Origin of the sequence: Photobacterium indicum (assembly GCF_003026215.1) — a bacterium.
Lineage (GTDB): Bacteria > Pseudomonadota > Gammaproteobacteria > Enterobacterales > Vibrionaceae > Photobacterium > Photobacterium indicum.
In genome coordinates this window covers 54,482-71,912 of sequence record NZ_PYOC01000011.1, presented here as the reverse complement: position 1 = coordinate 71,912, position 17,431 = coordinate 54,482, and the positions used below count along the sequence as shown (strand labels likewise).

Below are 17,431 nucleotides of genomic sequence, written 5' to 3'. Positions count from 1 at the left end.
ATGTAAATGTTAAGTCCTAGTCAATCGATCACACTTGGATCATTGCTTTCACCGTGGATGGCCACATCTGACTGGCAAGAAAAGTGGCGTGAACACAGTGTGGAAAATATGACGATTGATAGTCGTCAAATTGAAGCCGATGACTTATTCGTTGCTGTTAATGGTCATGCCGTTGATGGTCGTGGCTTTATTCCGGCGGCAATTCACGCTGGGGCAACTGCTGTTCTCGCTGAAGCCGAGAATATCGCTAAGCATGGTGATATTGTTGAGCAAGACGGTATCGTGATTATTTATTTTAAGCAATTGAATCAGTACCTTTCAGCGATTGCCAATCGCTTTTATGCCCAACCCGATACACGTCTTAAATTATTGGCTGTGACAGGTACGAATGGGAAAACCACCATTAGCCAACTGTTAGCACAATGGGCGAATCTCATTGGTTATAACGCAGGAGTTATGGGAACGACAGGTAATGGTTTGTTAAATAGCCTTATACCTGCGGTTAACACCACGGGTAATGCGATTGAAATTCCTCATGTATTGCATGCTCTTGTCGATCAAGGTGCTGATTTTGCCGCAATGGAAATTTCATCACACGGTTTAGTGCAAGGACGTGTTAAAGCCTTGCAGTTTGTTGCCAGTATCTTTACCAATTTAAGTCGCGATCATCTTGATTATCATGGTGATATGGCAAATTACGCGGATGCAAAAAAATGTTTGTTCACCGAACATCAAGCGGGCATCCCTGTTATTAATGCTGATGATGATATTGGATTATCTTGGTTAGCCGACTTACCTAATGCGGTTGCAGTCGTAACGGATAAAGCGCGTTTAGGCGAAGGTTATCAGGGACAAGCGTTATGGTTAACGGATGTCGCGTACAGCACTCAAGGCGTTAATATAATTTTTGATTCTAGCTGGGGGGCAGGTCAGTTTACAGCACCGCTTGTTGGCTCATTTAATGTGTCGAATCTATTGCTGGCATTAGCGACGTTATTAGCCTTAGGGCACTCTATTGATAAATTGACTGCGGTAGCACCACGTTTGACAGCAGTGATTGGTCGAATGGAAGTTTTTCAACGTTCTGACAAACCGATGGTTGTAGTTGATTATGCTCATACGCCAGATGCTTTAGAAAAAGCACTGCAAGCGTTACGCGTGCATTGTCAGGGTAAATTATGGTGTATCTTTGGCTGCGGTGGCGACCGAGATACTGGTAAGCGTCCTATGATGGCTGAAATATCAGAACGCTTAGCGGATCAGATTATTATTACGGATGACAATCCGCGCACAGAAGCGCCAGCCGCTATCGTCAGTGATATGTTGCAAGGGTTAGTATTGCCACAGCAAGCACAAGTGATCCACGATCGTAAATTAGCGTGCACTTATGCAATAGAACACGCACAAGCGAATGATATTATTTTATTAGCTGGAAAAGGTCATGAGGATTATCAAGTTCTCGCAGATCGAACCATTCATTATTCTGACCGTGAAACGGTACAAGCTTTATTTGGGGAAACGGCATGATAGAGGTTCAGTTAGCGCAATTGGCTGATGTCTTAGGTGCAGAGTTAATCGGCAACGATATCACTATTGCCAATGTTTCGACAGATACGCGAACTGTCTCTGCTCATACATTGTTTATTGCATTAAAAGGTGAGCGTTTCGATGCTCATGACTTTTGTCAAAATGCAATGGATAACGGCGCTGCCGCATTATTGGTGAGTCGTCACTTACCTGTTGAACTGCCCCAGTTAGTCGTTAAAGACACTCATCAAGCGCTTGGGTTATTAGGTGCTTGGTTAAAGCAGACCATGGAGAAAAGTCATGGCCTGAAGACGATAGCACTAACCGGTAGTTGTGGTAAAACGACAGTTAAAGAGATGGCAGCTGAAATTTTAAGCCAAAAAGGTAATGTGTTAGCCACGGCGGGCAACTTCAATAATGACATCGGTGTACCACTGACATTATTACGTTTAACCCCAGAGCATGAATTTGCCGTTATCGAATTGGGTGCTAACCATCAAAAAGAAATTGCCTACACCACCAATTTAGTTAAGCCTCAAGTCGCCTTGATCAATAACCTTGCTGCTGCGCACCTTGAAGGGTTTGGCTCGCTCGCTGGCGTTGCAAAAGCGAAAGGTGAAATCTTTGAAGGGTTAACCGCCCCCTTAAATGATTCAGGTTTAAGTACTGCCATTATTAATTTAGACTCCAATGATGTCGCGATGTGGCAGTCACTTTTGGCTCAGCACACTGTAAAAACCTTCTCTTTAACGGATATTGATGCAGATTTCTCTGCAACTGATATTTTTATTAACTCTGAAGGGCTAGCTTGTTTTACAATGTGTACCCCTGAAGGCACGACGGATATTACATTAACGTTAGCGGGTACTCACAATGTGTCCAATGCGCTTGCTGCAGCTGCGTTAGCAATGGCAGTTGGAGCAACGTTAGAGCAGGTTAAAGCGGGTCTTGAGCAAGTAGCTAACGTAAAAGGTCGAGTAGATGTGAGCCACCCTCGAGAAGGTTTACGTTTAATCGATGATACCTATAATGCGAGTGTTGCTTCGGTTAAAGCTGCGATTGATCTATTAGCTTCTTTTACTGGTCAACGTTGGTTTGTACTCGGTGATATGGCTGAGCTGGGTGAAGACAGTGCAAGCTTACACCGTGAAGTGGCAGAGTATGCCATGACGAAAGGCTTAGATAAGGTATTCACATTCGGTTGTGCAAGTGCAGTGGTTAGTGACTTAAATCAAGGGCAGCACTTTGCAGATAAATCAATATTAATTGAACAATTACAAGCGCAACTTCATCCGCTTAATATTAATCAACAACATTACCAAGAGGTAACAGTGTTAGCAAAAGGTGCACGTAGTTCTCGAATGGAACACGTGATTGCAGCGCTGCAGGAAGATACACAATGATTTATTGGTTAGCCGATTTACTAGAACCATCATATCCATTTTTCAGATTGTTTGAATACCTGACTTTCCGCGCCATTATGAGCGTATTGACAGCATTGATACTCTCGCTATGGATGGGGCCACGCCTTATTGCGCGTTTGCAAATGCTGCAAATCGGTCAGATTGTCCGTAATGATGGACCAGAATCTCATTTCAGCAAGCGTGGTACGCCAACGATGGGCGGCATCATGATTCTGGCTGCGATTACGATAACAACGTTATTGTGGACTGATTTATCAAACCCTTACATTTGGGCTGTGCTTGCCGTAATGCTCGGTTATGGCGCTGTCGGGTTTGTTGATGATTACCGTAAAGTGGTGCACAAGAACTCTGATGGCCTTATTGCCCGTTGGAAATACTTCTGGCAATCCGTTATTGCACTGGTTGTTGCTTTTGCCTTGTATATGCACGGTAAAGATACCGCAGCCACTCAATTGGTTGTGCCTTTCTTTAAAGACGTCATGCCACAACTCGGCTTGCTTTATATCGTATTAACCTACTTTGTTATTGTTGGCACCAGTAATGCCGTTAACTTGACTGATGGCCTAGACGGTTTAGCTATTATGCCTACAGTGATGGTTGCTGGTGGTATGGCATTTATTGCTTGGGCTACAGGTAACGTCAATTTTGCGGAATACCTACACATTCCTTATCTCAAAGATGCCAGTGAGCTGGTGGTCTTATGTACCGCAATTGTGGGTGCTGGTTTAGGGTTCTTGTGGTTTAACACTTACCCAGCACAAGTGTTTATGGGCGATGTAGGTTCATTAGCATTAGGCGGTGCATTGGGGACGATTGCGGTATTAGTGCGTCAAGAGTTGCTATTAGTGATCATGGGCGGTGTGTTTGTAATGGAAACCGTTTCTGTCATTTTACAGGTGGGTTCTTACAAACTTCGTGGACAGCGTATTTTCCGCATGGCACCGATTCACCATCATTACGAGCTAAAAGGCTGGCCTGAACCACGTGTTATTGTGCGCTTTTGGATCATTACGTTAATGCTAGTATTGATTGCTTTGGCAACATTGAAGGTTCGATAAATGAAAGGCTTAGGCGGTGTAAAAAAGGTTGTTGTCATTGGTTTAGGGATAACAGGCTTGTCGGTTGTTAATTTCTGGCTACGTCAAACTGGCACTCGTGATATCAAAGTGATTGATACCCGCGCAATACCGCCTGGGCAAGATAAACTTCCTTCTAGCGTTGAGCTATGTGCAGGGCAATGGAATATGAATTGGCTGTTAGAGGCTGATTTGATTGTTGCGAGTCCAGGCATTGCGCTGGCTACGCTTGAGCTAGTTGCTGCTAAAGCCGCAGGTATTGAAATCGTCGGTGATATTGAGCTATTTGCCCGTGCTGTGACAAAGCCTGTCGTGGCGATCACTGGGTCTAATGGCAAGAGTACGGTGACAAGTCTGATTGGTGAAATGGCAAAAGAAGCCAGTATCAATGTGGGGGTCGGTGGCAACATCGGCTTTGCTGCGTTAGATATGTTAGTGAACGAGCATGATTTGTATGTGCTTGAGCTATCTAGTTTCCAACTTGAAACAACCTCATCGTTAGAGTTAAAAGCTGCTGTATATCTTAATCTTTCTGAAGATCATATGGATCGCTATGACGGGCTAGAAGATTATAGCTTGGCAAAAATGCGAATTTTTGAACATGCTGCATTAGCGGTATACAACCGCGATGATCTAGCTACTTTACCTACTCGCTTCCGCCATAAAATCACCAGCTTTGGCTTTGATAATCAAGATTATGGCTTAGTGATGTTAGACGGAGAAGAGTTTTTAGCCGTAGACGCTCAACCGATCATGAAGACAAGTGATATAGCGTTGGTGGGGCGACACAATGTAGCGAATAGTTTAGCTGCATTAGCCTTGGCAGATGCCGTTAACATCGATCATCAAGCCGCATGCCGTGCTTTGCAGCGTTATAACGGTTTAGCACATCGCTGTCAGTTGGTCGTGAATCAACATGATGTTAAATGGGTGAATGACTCGAAAGCAACGAATCTAGCCAGCACGTTAGCCGCACTTAAAGGGCTAAACTTGCCGGGTAAGTTACATCTGCTGGTGGGTGGTGATGGGAAAGGGGCTGATTTTTCGGAACTAAAACCTGTTTTGGCTGACTTAAATGTACAGCTTTACTGTTTTGGCCGTGATGGAAATCAGTTTATGTCGTTGGTTGATGCCCCCATTTGTACTGAGACAATGGCTGAAGCAATGACTATCGCTGCAGATACCGCGCAAAAAGGCGATATGATCTTATTGTCGCCAGCGTGTGCTAGCTTTGATCAATTCCCCAACTTTATGGCACGAGGTGATGCATTTGTTGAACAAGCCAAAGCCTTACAACATCGTGTTGCAGGAGCAAAGGCATGTTAAGCCAAGCTAAGAATGGCGCTTCAACCGTCGGCGAGTGGTTAACGAAACCTCCAGCACCGTGTTTGTATGATCGCCAATTAGTTTGGATTGCGTTATCTCTAATGATCACAGGCCTTGTGATTGTTACCTCAGCTTCAGTACCTGTTGCGACCCGTTTAACAGGCATCCCTTTTTATTTTGCACTACGACATGCCTTCTTTCTTGTTTGTTCTTTAGTGATCATCGCTGGGGTCGTACAAGTACCATTATCGCGTTGGAAGCAATTCAGCGTGCCAATGTTATTTCTGTCGATTGTATTGCTTATTATCGTTCTGCTTATTGGGCGTTCGGTGAATGGTGCGGCTCGCTGGATCCCATTAGGGGTTTTTAATCTTCAACCCGCGGAAGTGGCTAAGCTCTCATTATTTATTTTTTTGGCGGGTTATCTAGTTCGCCAATATAGTCAGGTTCGCGCTAGTTTCATTGGCTTTATAAAACCACTTGCCGTACTGGGTATTCTCGCTTTTTTATTGTTAATGCAGCCTGACTTAGGCTCATTCGTTGTAATGTTTGTTACCACTGTGGGTATGTTGTTCATTGCCGGGGCTAAGCTTTGGCAGTTTTTAGTGATGATTTCTGGCGCATTGTTAGGCATTGGCCTTTTGATTGTTTTCGAACCTTATCGATTACGTCGAGTGACGTCTTTTCTTGACCCATGGGAAGATCCCTTTGGTAGTGGATATCAGCTTACCCAGTCATTAATGGCGTTTGGACGTGGCGAGCTGATGGGGCAAGGGCTAGGCAACTCCATTCAAAAATTAGAATATTTACCGGAAGCGCACACGGATTTTGTATTTGCTGTTTTAGGTGAAGAATTAGGCCTTATTGGCGTTACTGTTGTATTGCTATTAATTTTTGCCTTGGTATTTAAAGCGCTATTCATTGGGCGCAAGTGTTTGCAGTCTGGGCAGTTATTTGGTGGCTTTTTAGCATGTGGGTTTAGCTTTTGGTTCGCATTCCAAACGCTGGTGAATGTTGGTGCTGCGATAGGCATGGTACCAACAAAAGGGTTAACGTTACCCTTGATCAGTTACGGTGGTTCGAGCTTATTTATAATGGCTACCGCGGTGGGTATTTTACTCCGTATTGATCACGAACAGAGGCTGTTTGCCAAGTATGGTCCGGCAGAATCTGAAGAATTGGATGACAGTAGTTTAAATGACAGTAACAACAACGATGAACAAGAATAAACGTTTACTAGTGATGGCTGGTGGTACTGGTGGTCATGTTTTCCCTGGTCTTGCTGTGGCAAAAAAATTGCAAGAAGAAGGTTGGGAGATCCGCTGGTTAGGTACCGCTGATCGTATGGAAGCTGATTTAGTGCCTAAACATGGCATTGAAATTGATTTCATTAAAGTAAAAGGGCTGCGTGGGCAAGGAATCACTCGTTTGCTTGCGGCACCATTCAAGATTGTAGGTGCTATTTTACAAGCTCGTAAATACATAAAAGCTTGGCAGCCTGATGTGGTATTAGGCATGGGGGGCTATGTAAGCGGTCCTGGCGGTGTTGCTGCTTGGTTATCAGGTGTCCCCGTTGTCTTACATGAGCAGAATGCAGTTGCTGGATTAACCAATCAATGGTTATCACGTATTGCAGCGAAAGTATTACAAGCTTTTCCGGGAGCTTTTGCTAATAAAGATGTTGTTGGTAATCCTGTCCGCCAAGATGTGATAGCACTAGCAAGCCCTCAAGAGCGATTTGCTGAGCGACAAGGTCCTGTGCGAATTTTGGTTATGGGGGGAAGCCAAGGGGCGCGAATCCTTAATCAAACGTTACCTGAAGTTGCAGGATTACTCGGTAACAAAGTGACGATCTGGCATCAAGCAGGAAAAGGCAGCCAGCAAGTTACGGAGCAAGCTTATGCAAATAGCACTAATGTGCCGCATAAAGTGACTGAATTTATCGATGATGTTGCTGCTGCGTATGCATGGGCTGACGTCGTTGTTTGCCGCTCGGGTGCATTAACAGTGTCAGAGTTATCGGCTGCCGGTGTTGGTGCTATTTTTGTACCGTTTATGCACAAAGATCGCCAGCAAGCACTGAATGCCGACCATTTAGTGCAATGTGGGGCGGCAAAGATGATAGAACAAATGGATTTAACAGCTGCAGGGCTAGCTGAAGAATTGAACCAATTAGATCGTGAAGTATTAAAGCAAATGGCTGTTGCTGCACGAGAAGCCGCGATTGTTGATGCTGATGTACGCGTCGCAGATGTCATTAAATCGTTGGCACGAAAATAAGAAGAGAACAGAGTGATGAGTAAACTGGACAACCAGCAATTAGCAAAAATTAGAACAATGGTACCAGAAATGCGTCGTGTAGAGCGTATTCACTTTGTTGGGATTGGTGGTGCAGGCATGAGCGGCATTGCTGAAGTTTTAGTGAATGAAGGCTATCGCATTAGTGGCTCTGATCTTGCGCCAAATGCGGTAACAGACAGTTTAACCCGAAAAGGTGCTGAAATCTTTTTTGGGCATGCCGCTGACAATGTGAATGGTGCGAGTGTTGTTGTCGTATCAACTGCTATTGCTCAAGATAACCCAGAGCTTGTTGCTGCTCGTGAACTTCGCATTCCCGTGGTTCGCCGTGCTGAGATGCTTGCTGAATTAATGCGCTACCGTCATGGTATCGCGATCGCGGGAACACACGGTAAAACGACAACCACTGCATTAATGACTCAAATCTATTTTGAAGCAGGCTTAGATCCAACGTTTGTTAACGGTGGCTTAGTAAAAAGTGCTGGTACGAATGCGCGCTTAGGTTGTAGTCGTTATCTGATTGCTGAAGCTGATGAAAGTGATGCATCTTTCTTGCACCTTCAACCTATGGTTAGCGTTGTTACTAACATTGAAGCTGATCATATGGATACGTATGGCGGCGATTTTGAAGTATTAAAACAAACCTTTATCGATTTTCTACATAATTTACCGTTCTACGGTTTGGCCGTTATGTGTGTCGATGATCCTGTGGTGCGAGACTTATTACCTCGGATTGGACGTCAGATTATAACGTACGGTTTCTCTGATGATGCCGATGTGCGTATAGTTAAATATAAGCAGTATGCTCATCAAGGACACTTCACCATTTTACGTGCAGGAAAGCCTGACTTAAATGTGAAGTTAAATATTCCAGGTAAGCATAATGCACTGAATGCAACCGCTGCGGTTGCTGTTGCTACCGAAGAAGGCGTTGATGATGATGCCATCATTCGTGCACTGTTGGAATTTGAAGGCACTGGGCGTCGATTCGATCATCTTGGTGAGTTTGAAACGGGTAACGGCAGTGTGATGCTGGTTGATGATTATGGTCATCACCCAAGTGAAGTTGATGTTACGATTCAAGCTGCTCGTGCTGGCTGGGAAAAGAAACGTCTGGTCATGATTTTTCAACCTCATCGATATAGCCGTACTCGCGATCTTTATGAAGATTTTGCGCATGTACTGGAACAGGTTGACGTTTTATTGATGCTAGATGTTTATTCTGCAGGAGAAGTAGCAATTCCTGGCGCCGATGGACGATCTTTGTGTAGAACTATTCGTGGTCGTGGCAAGATTGACCCTATTTTCGTGCCAACGCATGAAGATTTGCCATCAGTATTAGCTAATATTCTTCAGAATGATGATCTACTTCTGACACAAGGTGCTGGTGATGTTGGCAAAATAGCCCGTCAATTGGCAGACTTGCAGCTAGATATCGCAGCAATGCGAGCAGAATAGTCGTTTGGCCTATTCGTGATGGTAATTTTCAGAACTTTTTTGTGATAATTGGCATTATTTTGTTTATTCTGCCAAAAATAGTAAGATAGTTATTATCATCATAATGGAATTGATTTCACTTGTTGTGGCTAAAAGTAGTAACAACAGTTGGAGAGCAACGAGTTGGTCGGTATAATCGTCCAACTTTGCTTGTTAGGGCTAAAAAGTATTATGCTCAAGCGTTGGAGCAATACTCTCCTCTGCGATAGGTAAAGCGAATTAAAAAATGACTGAAGCAGTCGTAAAAAGAATAAATTCCCTTTCACCTTCAGTTGTAATGAAACGCTGGGGGGGATTGGCGTTTTTTCTTTTTGTCATTGGTTTCACTGTGTGGCTGATTAGTGCCACGATGAACTGGATGACAGATGCAAACCGTTTACCCTTGTCACAACTGGTTATTCAGGGTGATTTGGATTATTTGACGACTGACGATGTACGCCAGGCGATATGGCATCTTGATCATCTAAGCAGTTTCATGACACAAGATGTCGATGATATTCAAGCTGCACTTGAGGCATTACCTTGGGTCGCACAAGCCTCTGTACGAAAGCAGTGGCCAGATACATTAAAAGTATACCTTGTTGAGCACCAACCAATTGCTGTGTGGAATAGTAAGTATTTGGTGAATCAACAAGGAGACGTATTTAAAGCAGATTCGCAACAAGTAACTGATTTACAACTAGTTAATTTGGCCGGCCCAGAAGGCAGTAGTAAAGAAGAGCTTGAAGTGTTGCGTGAAATGCAACCCAGATTACAACGTGCGGGATTTGAAATTGATACTCTTGCACTTAATGAACGTCGAGCTTGGCGTATTTGGTTAACAAATGGTATTCGACTAGAACTTGGTCGAGAAGCTCGAATTGAACGACTTGAACGTTTTATATGGCTTTACCCTGAATTAGAAAAGCAAGGCAAAGCAATAGATTACGTAGATTTGCGCTATGATATTGGCGCAGCTGTGGGTTGGAAAATTGTTCCAGAACAATAATAAGAGCGTGCGCTAATGACGAAGGCGGCAGATAAAAAACTCATAGTTGGTCTTGATATCGGCACCTCCAAAGTATGTGCTTTGGTAGGGGAAGTGCTTCCAGATGGCAATGTGAACGTTATCGGTGTGGGTAGTAGCCCGTCACGGGGAATGGATAAGGGTGGAGTCAATGATCTTGAATCTGTCGTAAAATCTGTTCAACGTGCGGTGGATCAAGCCGAATTAATGGCAGATTGTCAGATATCTTCCGTATACTTGTCGTTATCAGGTAAGCATATTAGTTGCCAAACAGAAAAAGGCATGGTGCCTATTTCTGATAAAGAGGTAACTCAGGATGACGTTGATAATGTCATTCATACGGCGAAATCAGTAAAAATTAGCGATGAACACCGAACTTTACATGTAATTCCTCAGGAATTTGCTATTGATTATCAAGAGGGAATTAAAAACCCGGTTGGTTTATCAGGAGTTCGAATGGAAGCCAGTGTTCATTTGATCACTTGTCACAATGATATGGCGCGTAATATCGTTAAAGCGGTAGAGCGTTGTGGACTAAAAGTGGATCACTTAATTTTCTCTGGCCTTGCGGCGAGCCATGCTGTGCTAACCCCTGATGAGCGTGAACTCGGCGTTTGTGTTGTGGATATTGGCGGCGGCACAATGGATTTAGCTGTATGGTCTGGTGGGGCATTACGTCACGCAGAAGTGATTCCATATGCAGGCAATGTTGTTACTAGTGATATTGCTTATGCGTTTGGTACTCCCCTAGGCGATGCTGAAGAAATTAAAGTGAAATACGGTTGTGCGTTAAGCGAGTTGGTGAGTAAAGATGCAAAAGTCGATGTTCCCAGTGTTGGCGGTCGACCATCACGTAGCTTACAAAGCCAAACCTTAGCGGAAGTGATAGAGCCTCGGTACAGTGAGTTATTAGGGCTGGTTAATCAGAAGCTCATAGATATACAAGATCAAATGCGAGATGCGGGCGTTAAACATCATTTGGCGGCAGGCATCGTCCTTACGGGCGGCGCTTCACAAATGGAAGGTTTGATTGAATGTGCTGAACGGGTTTTCCGTAATCAAGTACGTATAGGTAAACCTTTAGAGCTCAATGGATTAACTGACTATGTTCAGGCACCGCATTTTGCAACGGCAGTAGGATTACTGCATTACGGAAAGGACAGTCAGGCATTTGATGATAGTGATATAGAACCTAAACGTTCAGTTTCGGGATTATTTACTAAAATTAGTGGCTGGTTTAAAAAAGAATTTTAACCCTGATGCGAACAGGATGAACGGAGAGAACACATGTTTGAACCGATGATGGAAATGTCTGATGAAGCTGTTATTAAGGTCATTGGCGTTGGCGGCGGCGGCGGTAATGCTGTCGATCACATGGTACGTGAATCGATTGAAGGCGTTCAGTTCATCAGTGTTAATACTGATGCGCAGGCACTTCGTAAAACCAGTGTAAGCACTGTTATTCAGATTGGTGGTGATATCACTAAAGGTCTGGGTGCGGGTGCAAACCCACAAGTGGGCCGAGATTCGGCACTGGAAGATCGCGAAGCGATCAAGGCAGAACTTGAAGGTTCTGACATGATCTTTATCGCGGCAGGCATGGGTGGGGGCACTGGAACAGGTGCAGCACCAATTATTGCTGAAGTAGCTAAAGAGCTGGGAATTCTTACTGTAGCGGTGGTAACCAAACCATTTAGCTTTGAAGGTAAGAAGCGAATGGCTTTTGCTGAACAAGGTATCGAAGAGCTTTCTAAGCATGTTGATTCTTTAATCACTATTCCGAATGAAAAGCTGCTTAAAGTGCTTGGTCGTGGCATTACGTTATTGGATGCATTTGCTAAGGCGAATGATGTTCTTAAAAATGCCGTTCAGGGTATTGCAGAGCTAATTACCCGTCCAGGTATGATCAACGTCGATTTCGCCGATGTTCGTACCGTGATGTCTGAAATGGGTCACGCGATGATGGGCAGTGGCGTTGCTACTGGTGATGATCGTGCTGAAGAAGCCGCTGAAATGGCTATTTCTAGTCCGTTACTTGAAGATATCGATCTAGCTGGTGCTCGTGGTGTGCTTGTTAACATCACTGCTGGTCTAGATATGCGTCTTGACGAATTTGAGACGGTCGGTAATACCGTGAAGGCGTTTGCATCAGATAATGCAACCGTTGTTATCGGTACTTCACTTGACCCAGACATGAGCGACGAGCTACGTGTAACGGTTGTTGCAACAGGTATTGGTAAAGAATCTAAGCCAGATATTACTCTGGTAACTGCTTCTAAGCCAGTGCAAGCAACACCAGCCGCGCCGGTATCAGTTGAAGAAACTAAATCTTCATCAATGATGCAGTCGTCAGTGGCATTAGAAAGTAACGTGCAACAGCCAGCATCAGCAGCTGCAGCGCCAAAATCTAAGCCTCAGGCTGACCATGACTATTTGGATATTCCAGCATTTTTGCGAAAGCAAGCTGACTAAGTAGTAATAACAAGGTCAGTAGTTATCCATGATTGTCTTATTTTGTAAGTGCATGATTGGATAGCTAATCTGTAAATTGTTTGGGAAATGACCAGATCCATGGTACTATTTCTGACCATTTCCTGTTTATAGCAGGATGATGAGTAAATGATTAGCTTGAAAACAGTTGAGATATAAGCAGATGATCAGACAACGTACACTTAAAAGCATAGTGCAAACGACTGGTGTGGGCCTCCACTCTGGGCGTAAAGTGACGCTTATTCTGCGTCCTGCCGCAGCAAATACTGGCGTGATTTATCGCCGTACAGATTTAAACCCGCCTGTAGATTTTCCTGCAGATGCGAATTCTGTACGTGATACCATGCTATGTACCGCCCTTGTTAACGAGGACGGCGTGCGTATCTCAACCGTTGAGCACCTAAATGCCGCATTAGCAGGCATGGGCATTGATAACGTTATTATCGAAGTCGATGCACCTGAAATTCCGATTATGGACGGTAGTGCGAGTCCGTTCATTTATCTGCTTCAATCTGCAGGTATTGATACATTGAATGCGCCTAAGCGTTTTCTTCGTATTAAAAAACCAGTACGTATTGAAGATGGAGATAAATGGGCAGAGCTTGTTCCATTTAATGGCTTCCGGTTAGATTTTGCTATCGATTTTAATCACCCAGCAATTGATGCCGATCAGCAACGCTTAGTGCTCGATTTTTCGAGCAAGTCATTCGTTAAAGACATTAGTCGTGCACGAACCTTTGGTTTCATGCGCGATATTGAATACTTACAATCTCAGAACTTAGCTCTGGGTGGTAGTTTCGATAATGCTATCGTATTGGATGATTACCGTATTCTTAATGATGACGGTCTGCGTTTCGATAACGAACTGGTTACGCACAAAGTATTGGATGCCATTGGCGATCTTTACATGTGTGGACACAATATTATTGGTGAAATGCGTGCTTACAAATCAGGCCATGCACTTAACAATCAATTATTGCGTGCAGTGTTAGCTGATCAAGAAGCGTATGAATGGGCCACTTTCCAAGACGAAGAAGTGCCAGTGACATTTGCTCAACCAGGTATGGTGTTAGCGTAACTCTCGCAGCACGATAAAAATTTAAAAAAGCCGAACTTAGTTCGGCTTTTTTGTATCTGAATGTCAGTATTAACCGTATATAGATGAAATTTATTATTTATCGCTGGCGCTTGTCTCGAGCAATCTGAGCTAAGCGTTCTAACCTACGTTTCACCTTTTCTGGTGCGTTCGCCGCTGTGGCCAGTAGATGTTGTTCAGCTATTTCACTGATTGGCTTTTGAATGATATCCGGTATTTTATCTTCTTTGGCTCTTTGTATTGCAGCCAGTTCAGGATTTACCTTGACCTCAATGTTTGATAATTGAGGCAATAGTTTCTCACGTAATTTTATCATCAAACTATTGCGTTCGTAATTCAAGCGCATTGACCATGATGCCGAAGACGTTTCAATGATTAAGGTGCCTTGGCGGTAATTACTGACACGGCAGTGCTGAGCACAATTTAAGTGTTGTTTAACGGCTGCATTGAGTTTACTCAGTGCAATAGCACGCTGTTGGATGTTGTTTAAGTCTTTGTCATCGAGCAAACTTGCAGGGGTTTGAGGGCGATGGTCTCTCATAACACGTATTCCGTATCAATAATTGAGGTCTAAGTCCTAATTTTTCGAATATGAAAAGAAAGACACCAGCTTTAGCCATAGGCTATGCCGTTAATATGGCTTATTATATCAGTTCTGTAAGTGAAGATACTTGAAACACAGTACTCATTATGAGGATTGTTTCTGTATAGCCCTTGAATTTATAAAAGGGTGGCACAATATCTCTTACAACCGTATTGTTTCAGTTGTTGGCCTCATTGTCATATTGCATGACAGATACCGGCGGGACAGGGATTAATGCTCCCCGAATGAAACCCTGATTAAGCTATTCAGCACGTATTATAAGCTGATATAACAAAGAGAAACGACATAGCCATGTTATCAAAACTACTGACTAAAGTTATCGGTAGCCGTAACGACCGCACTCTGCGTCGTATGCGCAAAATTGTCGATGAGATCAATAAACTAGAGCCTCAGTTTGACAGCCTACAAGATGAAGATTTAAAGGCCAAAACCGTTGAATTCCGCGAGCGTCTAGATCAAGGCGAATCATTAGACCAACTTCTACCAGAAGCATTTGCGACAGTGCGTGAAGCATCAAAGCGAGTCTTTGGTATGCGTCACTTTGACGTGCAGCTACTTGGCGGCATGGTACTGAATAACTGCCAAATTGCAGAAATGCGTACTGGTGAAGGTAAAACCCTAACTGCAACCTTACCGGCATATTTGAATGCCTTAACCGGTAAAGGTGTTCACATTGTAACAGTGAACGATTACCTCGCCGCGCGAGATGCAGAAACTAACCGTGCATTGTTTGAATTCTTAGGTATGACCGTTGGTATCAACGTTCCTAATATGCCACCTCAAGCAAAGAAAGAAGCGTACAGTGCCGATGTACTTTACGGCACAAATAACGAATTTGGCTTCGATTACTTGCGTGACAACATGGCTTTCCGCCCTGAAGATCGCGTACAACGTGAACGTTTCTTTGCCGTAGTCGATGAAGTGGATTCAATCTTAATCGATGAAGCTCGTACTCCGCTGATTATTTCTGGCCCTGCTGAAGATAGCTCAGATCTGTACACTAAAATTAATCTATTGATCCCACAGTTAGTAAAACAAGATCAAGAAGATAGCGAAGAATTCCGTGGCGAAGGCCACTACACTGTCGATGAAAAATCGAAGCAAACTCACCTGACAGAAAATGGTCAAGAGTTTGTTGAAGAATTATTAATGCAACAGGGAATGATGGCTGAGGACGATACTTTATACTCTCCTTCTAATATCAGCCTATTACACCATATTACTGCTGCTTTACGTGCCCATGTGCTATTTGAGCGTGATGTTGATTACATCGTAAAAGATGATGAAGTCATTATTGTCGATGAGCACACGGGTCGTACCATGCCAGGACGTCGTTGGTCTGAAGGTCTTCATCAAGCTGTTGAGGCGAAAGAAGGCGTTAAGATCCAGAACGAAAACCAAACACTGGCATCAATCACTTTCCAAAATTATTTCCGTCTGTACAGCAAGCTATCCGGTATGACGGGTACGGCAGATACAGAAGCATTTGAATTCCAGTCTATCTATGGTTTGGAAACGGTTGTAATGCCAACCAATAAGCCGATGGTCCGTGACGATATGGGCGATTTGGTTTATATGACAGAAGCTGAAAAGTTCACGGCTATTTGTGAAGATATTAAAGAACGCTTTGCTAAAGGTCAGCCTGTTCTTGTCGGTACGGTTTCGATTGAAAAATCAGAATTGCTCTCTAATGCGCTGAAAAAAGCGGGTATTAAGCATGAAGTACTGAATGCTAAATTCCACGAAAAAGAAGCGTATATCATTGCAAATGCTGGTCAGTCTGGCGCTGTAACCATCGCAACTAACATGGCTGGTCGTGGTACCGATATCGTGTTGGGCGGTAGCTGGCAGGAAGAAATTGCGAATCTGCAAGATCCAACTGATGCTCAAATTGCTCAGATTAAAGCGGATTGGAAAATTCGTCATGAAACAGTATTAGCTGCTGGTGGCTTACATATCACAGGTACTGAGCGTCATGAATCTCGTCGTATCGATAACCAGCTTCGTGGTCGTTCTGGTCGTCAGGGTGATGCAGGTTCATCGCGCTTCTATCTTTCAATGGAAGATGGCTTGATGCGTATTTTTGCTTCAGATCGTGTGTCAAACATGATGAAGAAGCTGGGTATGGAAGAAGGCGAAGCGATCGAGCACCCTTGGGTAACGAAAGCGATTGAAAACGCACAGCGTAAAGTTGAAGGCCGTAACTTCGATATCCGTAAGCAATTGCTTGAATTCGATGATGTTGCCAACGATCAACGACAAGTGGTTTATGAACTACGTGATGAGTTGATGAATGCTGACGATATCAGCGACATGATTACGCAAAACCGTGATGATGTGATTCTTGCTGTTGTTGATACTTATATTCCACAACAGTCTCTTGAAGAAATGTGGGATATTAAGGGTCTAGAAGAACGCTTAAAGGCAGACTTTGATTTAGAGCTCCCAATTCAAGAGTGGTTAGATACAGAAGATAAGCTTTACGAAGAAGCACTTCGTGAGCGCATTGTTGCGAAAGCGATTGAAGTGTACCAGCAAAAAGAAGAAGTGGTTGGTGCTGAAGTACTGCGTAACTTTGAGAAAACTGTGATGTTGCAGAATCTTGATACGCTGTGGAAAGAGCACCTAGCTGCAATGGACCACCTTCGCCAAGGTATTCATCTTCGTGGTTATGCACAGAAGAACCCTAAGCAGGAATACAAGCGTGAATCGTTTGAACTGTTTGAGGAGATGCTAGACAGCTTGAAGTCTGATGTTGTATCGATTTTAAGTAAAGTACGTGTGCAGCAACAAGAAGAAGTTGATCGCATGGAAGAAGAACGTCGCCAACAGGCTGAAGAGCTTGCACGTCGTCAGCAATACCAGCATCAAAATGCTGCAAGTCAAATTGCAGATGAAAGCGATGTTGAACAGCCTGCTGAGTCTGGTACGTTTGAACGTGAAGAGCGTAAGGTTGGCCGTAACGAACCTTGCCCATGTGGTTCTGGTAAGAAATACAAGCAATGTCACGGTAAGATCAACTAATTGATCCACTGAACCATTGTTTTATATCGAAAGGTCGCGCAAGCGGCCTTTTGTTTATCCCTA

At 43.8% G+C, this 17,431-nt stretch carries 13 protein-coding genes; 12 read left to right on the top strand and 1 reads right to left on the bottom strand.

Annotated elements, in window-relative coordinates; genetic code table 11:
- The first annotated feature begins 6 nt into the window (after window positions 1–6).
- The 11 genes from murE to lpxC all read left to right on the top strand — a co-directional run bounded on the left by murE (window position 7) and on the right by lpxC (window position 13,722).
- The gene (gene murE, locus C9J47_RS21590; protein ID WP_107255356.1) at window positions 7–1,527 is read left to right on the top strand and encodes a UDP-N-acetylmuramoyl-L-alanyl-D-glutamate--2,6-diaminopimelate ligase; all 1,521 of its coding nucleotides are present in this window, start codon (window positions 7–9) and stop codon (window positions 1,525–1,527) included.
- Window positions 1,524–2,930 (top strand): UDP-N-acetylmuramoyl-tripeptide--D-alanyl-D-alanine ligase, encoded by a 1,407-nt coding sequence (gene murF, locus C9J47_RS21585; protein ID WP_107255355.1) that lies wholly within the window; start codon window positions 1,524–1,526, stop codon window positions 2,928–2,930. The genes murE and murF overlap by 4 nt, the downstream gene beginning before the upstream one ends.
- On the top strand, window positions 2,927–4,009 hold the full coding sequence (gene mraY / locus C9J47_RS21580; RefSeq protein WP_107243731.1) for a phospho-N-acetylmuramoyl-pentapeptide-transferase: 1,083 nt from the start codon (window positions 2,927–2,929) through the stop codon (window positions 4,007–4,009). The genes murF and mraY overlap by 4 nt, the downstream gene beginning before the upstream one ends.
- Window positions 4,010–5,353 (top strand): UDP-N-acetylmuramoyl-L-alanine--D-glutamate ligase, encoded by a 1,344-nt coding sequence (gene murD / locus C9J47_RS21575; RefSeq protein ID WP_107255354.1) that lies wholly within the window; start codon window positions 4,010–4,012, stop codon window positions 5,351–5,353.
- Window positions 5,347–6,582: a cell division protein FtsW gene (gene ftsW, locus C9J47_RS21570; protein WP_107255353.1), complete on the top strand. Its 1,236-nt coding sequence runs from the start codon at window positions 5,347–5,349 to the stop codon at window positions 6,580–6,582. Before murD ends, ftsW begins: the two co-directional genes overlap by 7 nt.
- Complete coding sequence (murG, locus tag C9J47_RS21565; protein WP_107255414.1) at window positions 6,569–7,633, top strand: undecaprenyldiphospho-muramoylpentapeptide beta-N-acetylglucosaminyltransferase; 1,065 nt, start codon at window positions 6,569–6,571, stop codon at window positions 7,631–7,633. Before ftsW ends, murG begins: the two co-directional genes overlap by 14 nt.
- Before the next feature lie 15 nt (window positions 7,634–7,648).
- Window positions 7,649–9,109, top strand: a complete 1,461-nt coding sequence (gene murC, locus C9J47_RS21560) for a UDP-N-acetylmuramate--L-alanine ligase (protein ID WP_107255352.1) — start codon at window positions 7,649–7,651, stop codon at window positions 9,107–9,109.
- Window positions 9,110–9,374: 265 nt separating this feature from the next.
- The gene (locus C9J47_RS21555; protein WP_107255351.1) at window positions 9,375–10,136 is read left to right on the top strand and encodes a cell division protein FtsQ/DivIB; all 762 of its coding nucleotides are present in this window, start codon (window positions 9,375–9,377) and stop codon (window positions 10,134–10,136) included.
- Window positions 10,137–10,151: 15 nt separating this feature from the next.
- On the top strand, window positions 10,152–11,408 hold the full coding sequence (gene ftsA / locus C9J47_RS21550) for a cell division protein FtsA (protein WP_107255350.1): 1,257 nt from the start codon (window positions 10,152–10,154) through the stop codon (window positions 11,406–11,408).
- 33 nt (window positions 11,409–11,441) lie between these two features.
- Window positions 11,442–12,626 carry a cell division protein FtsZ gene (gene ftsZ, locus C9J47_RS21545; protein WP_107255349.1) on the top strand — a complete coding sequence of 395 codons (1,185 nt, stop codon included), beginning with the start codon at window positions 11,442–11,444 and terminating at the stop codon, window positions 12,624–12,626.
- A 181-nt stretch (window positions 12,627–12,807) separates the two neighbouring features.
- Entirely contained in the window at window positions 12,808–13,722 is a 915-nt protein-coding gene (gene lpxC, locus C9J47_RS21540) for a UDP-3-O-acyl-N-acetylglucosamine deacetylase (RefSeq protein ID WP_107255348.1), read from the top strand.
- A gap of 97 nt (window positions 13,723–13,819) precedes the next feature.
- Here lpxC and C9J47_RS21535 read toward each other — a convergent pair whose 3' ends face one another.
- Window positions 13,820–14,281 carry a DUF721 domain-containing protein gene (locus C9J47_RS21535; RefSeq protein WP_107255347.1) on the bottom strand — a complete coding sequence of 154 codons (462 nt, stop codon included), beginning with the start codon at window positions 14,279–14,281 and terminating at the stop codon, window positions 13,820–13,822.
- Window positions 14,282–14,635: 354 nt separating this feature from the next.
- Between C9J47_RS21535 and secA the strand changes: the two genes are divergently transcribed.
- Window positions 14,636–17,368 carry a preprotein translocase subunit SecA gene (gene secA / locus C9J47_RS21530; protein ID WP_107255346.1) on the top strand — a complete coding sequence of 911 codons (2,733 nt, stop codon included), beginning with the start codon at window positions 14,636–14,638 and terminating at the stop codon, window positions 17,366–17,368.
- The last annotated feature ends 63 nt before the right edge of the window (window positions 17,369–17,431 follow it).

Bases quoted from the DNA above. Each gene is read 5' to 3' on its own strand.
- murE (WP_107255356.1), top strand. From the start codon at position 7: ATGTTAAGTCCTAGTCAATCGATCACACTTGGATCATTGCTTTCACCG.
- murF (WP_107255355.1), top strand. From the start codon at position 1,524: ATGATAGAGGTTCAGTTAGCGCAATTGGCTGATGTCTTAGGTGCAGAG.
- mraY (WP_107243731.1), top strand. From the start codon at position 2,927: ATGATTTATTGGTTAGCCGATTTACTAGAACCATCATATCCATTTTTC.
- murD (WP_107255354.1), top strand. From the start codon at position 4,010: ATGAAAGGCTTAGGCGGTGTAAAAAAGGTTGTTGTCATTGGTTTAGGG.
- ftsW (WP_107255353.1), top strand. From the start codon at position 5,347: ATGTTAAGCCAAGCTAAGAATGGCGCTTCAACCGTCGGCGAGTGGTTA.
- murG (WP_107255414.1), top strand. From the start codon at position 6,569: ATGAACAAGAATAAACGTTTACTAGTGATGGCTGGTGGTACTGGTGGT.
- murC (WP_107255352.1), top strand. From the start codon at position 7,649: ATGAGTAAACTGGACAACCAGCAATTAGCAAAAATTAGAACAATGGTA.
- C9J47_RS21555 (WP_107255351.1), top strand. From the start codon at position 9,375: ATGACTGAAGCAGTCGTAAAAAGAATAAATTCCCTTTCACCTTCAGTT.
- ftsA (WP_107255350.1), top strand. From the start codon at position 10,152: ATGACGAAGGCGGCAGATAAAAAACTCATAGTTGGTCTTGATATCGGC.
- ftsZ (WP_107255349.1), top strand. From the start codon at position 11,442: ATGTTTGAACCGATGATGGAAATGTCTGATGAAGCTGTTATTAAGGTC.
- lpxC (WP_107255348.1), top strand. From the start codon at position 12,808: ATGATCAGACAACGTACACTTAAAAGCATAGTGCAAACGACTGGTGTG.
- C9J47_RS21535 (WP_107255347.1), bottom strand. From the start codon at position 14,281: ATGAGAGACCATCGCCCTCAAACCCCTGCAAGTTTGCTCGATGACAAA.
- secA (WP_107255346.1), top strand. From the start codon at position 14,636: ATGTTATCAAAACTACTGACTAAAGTTATCGGTAGCCGTAACGACCGC.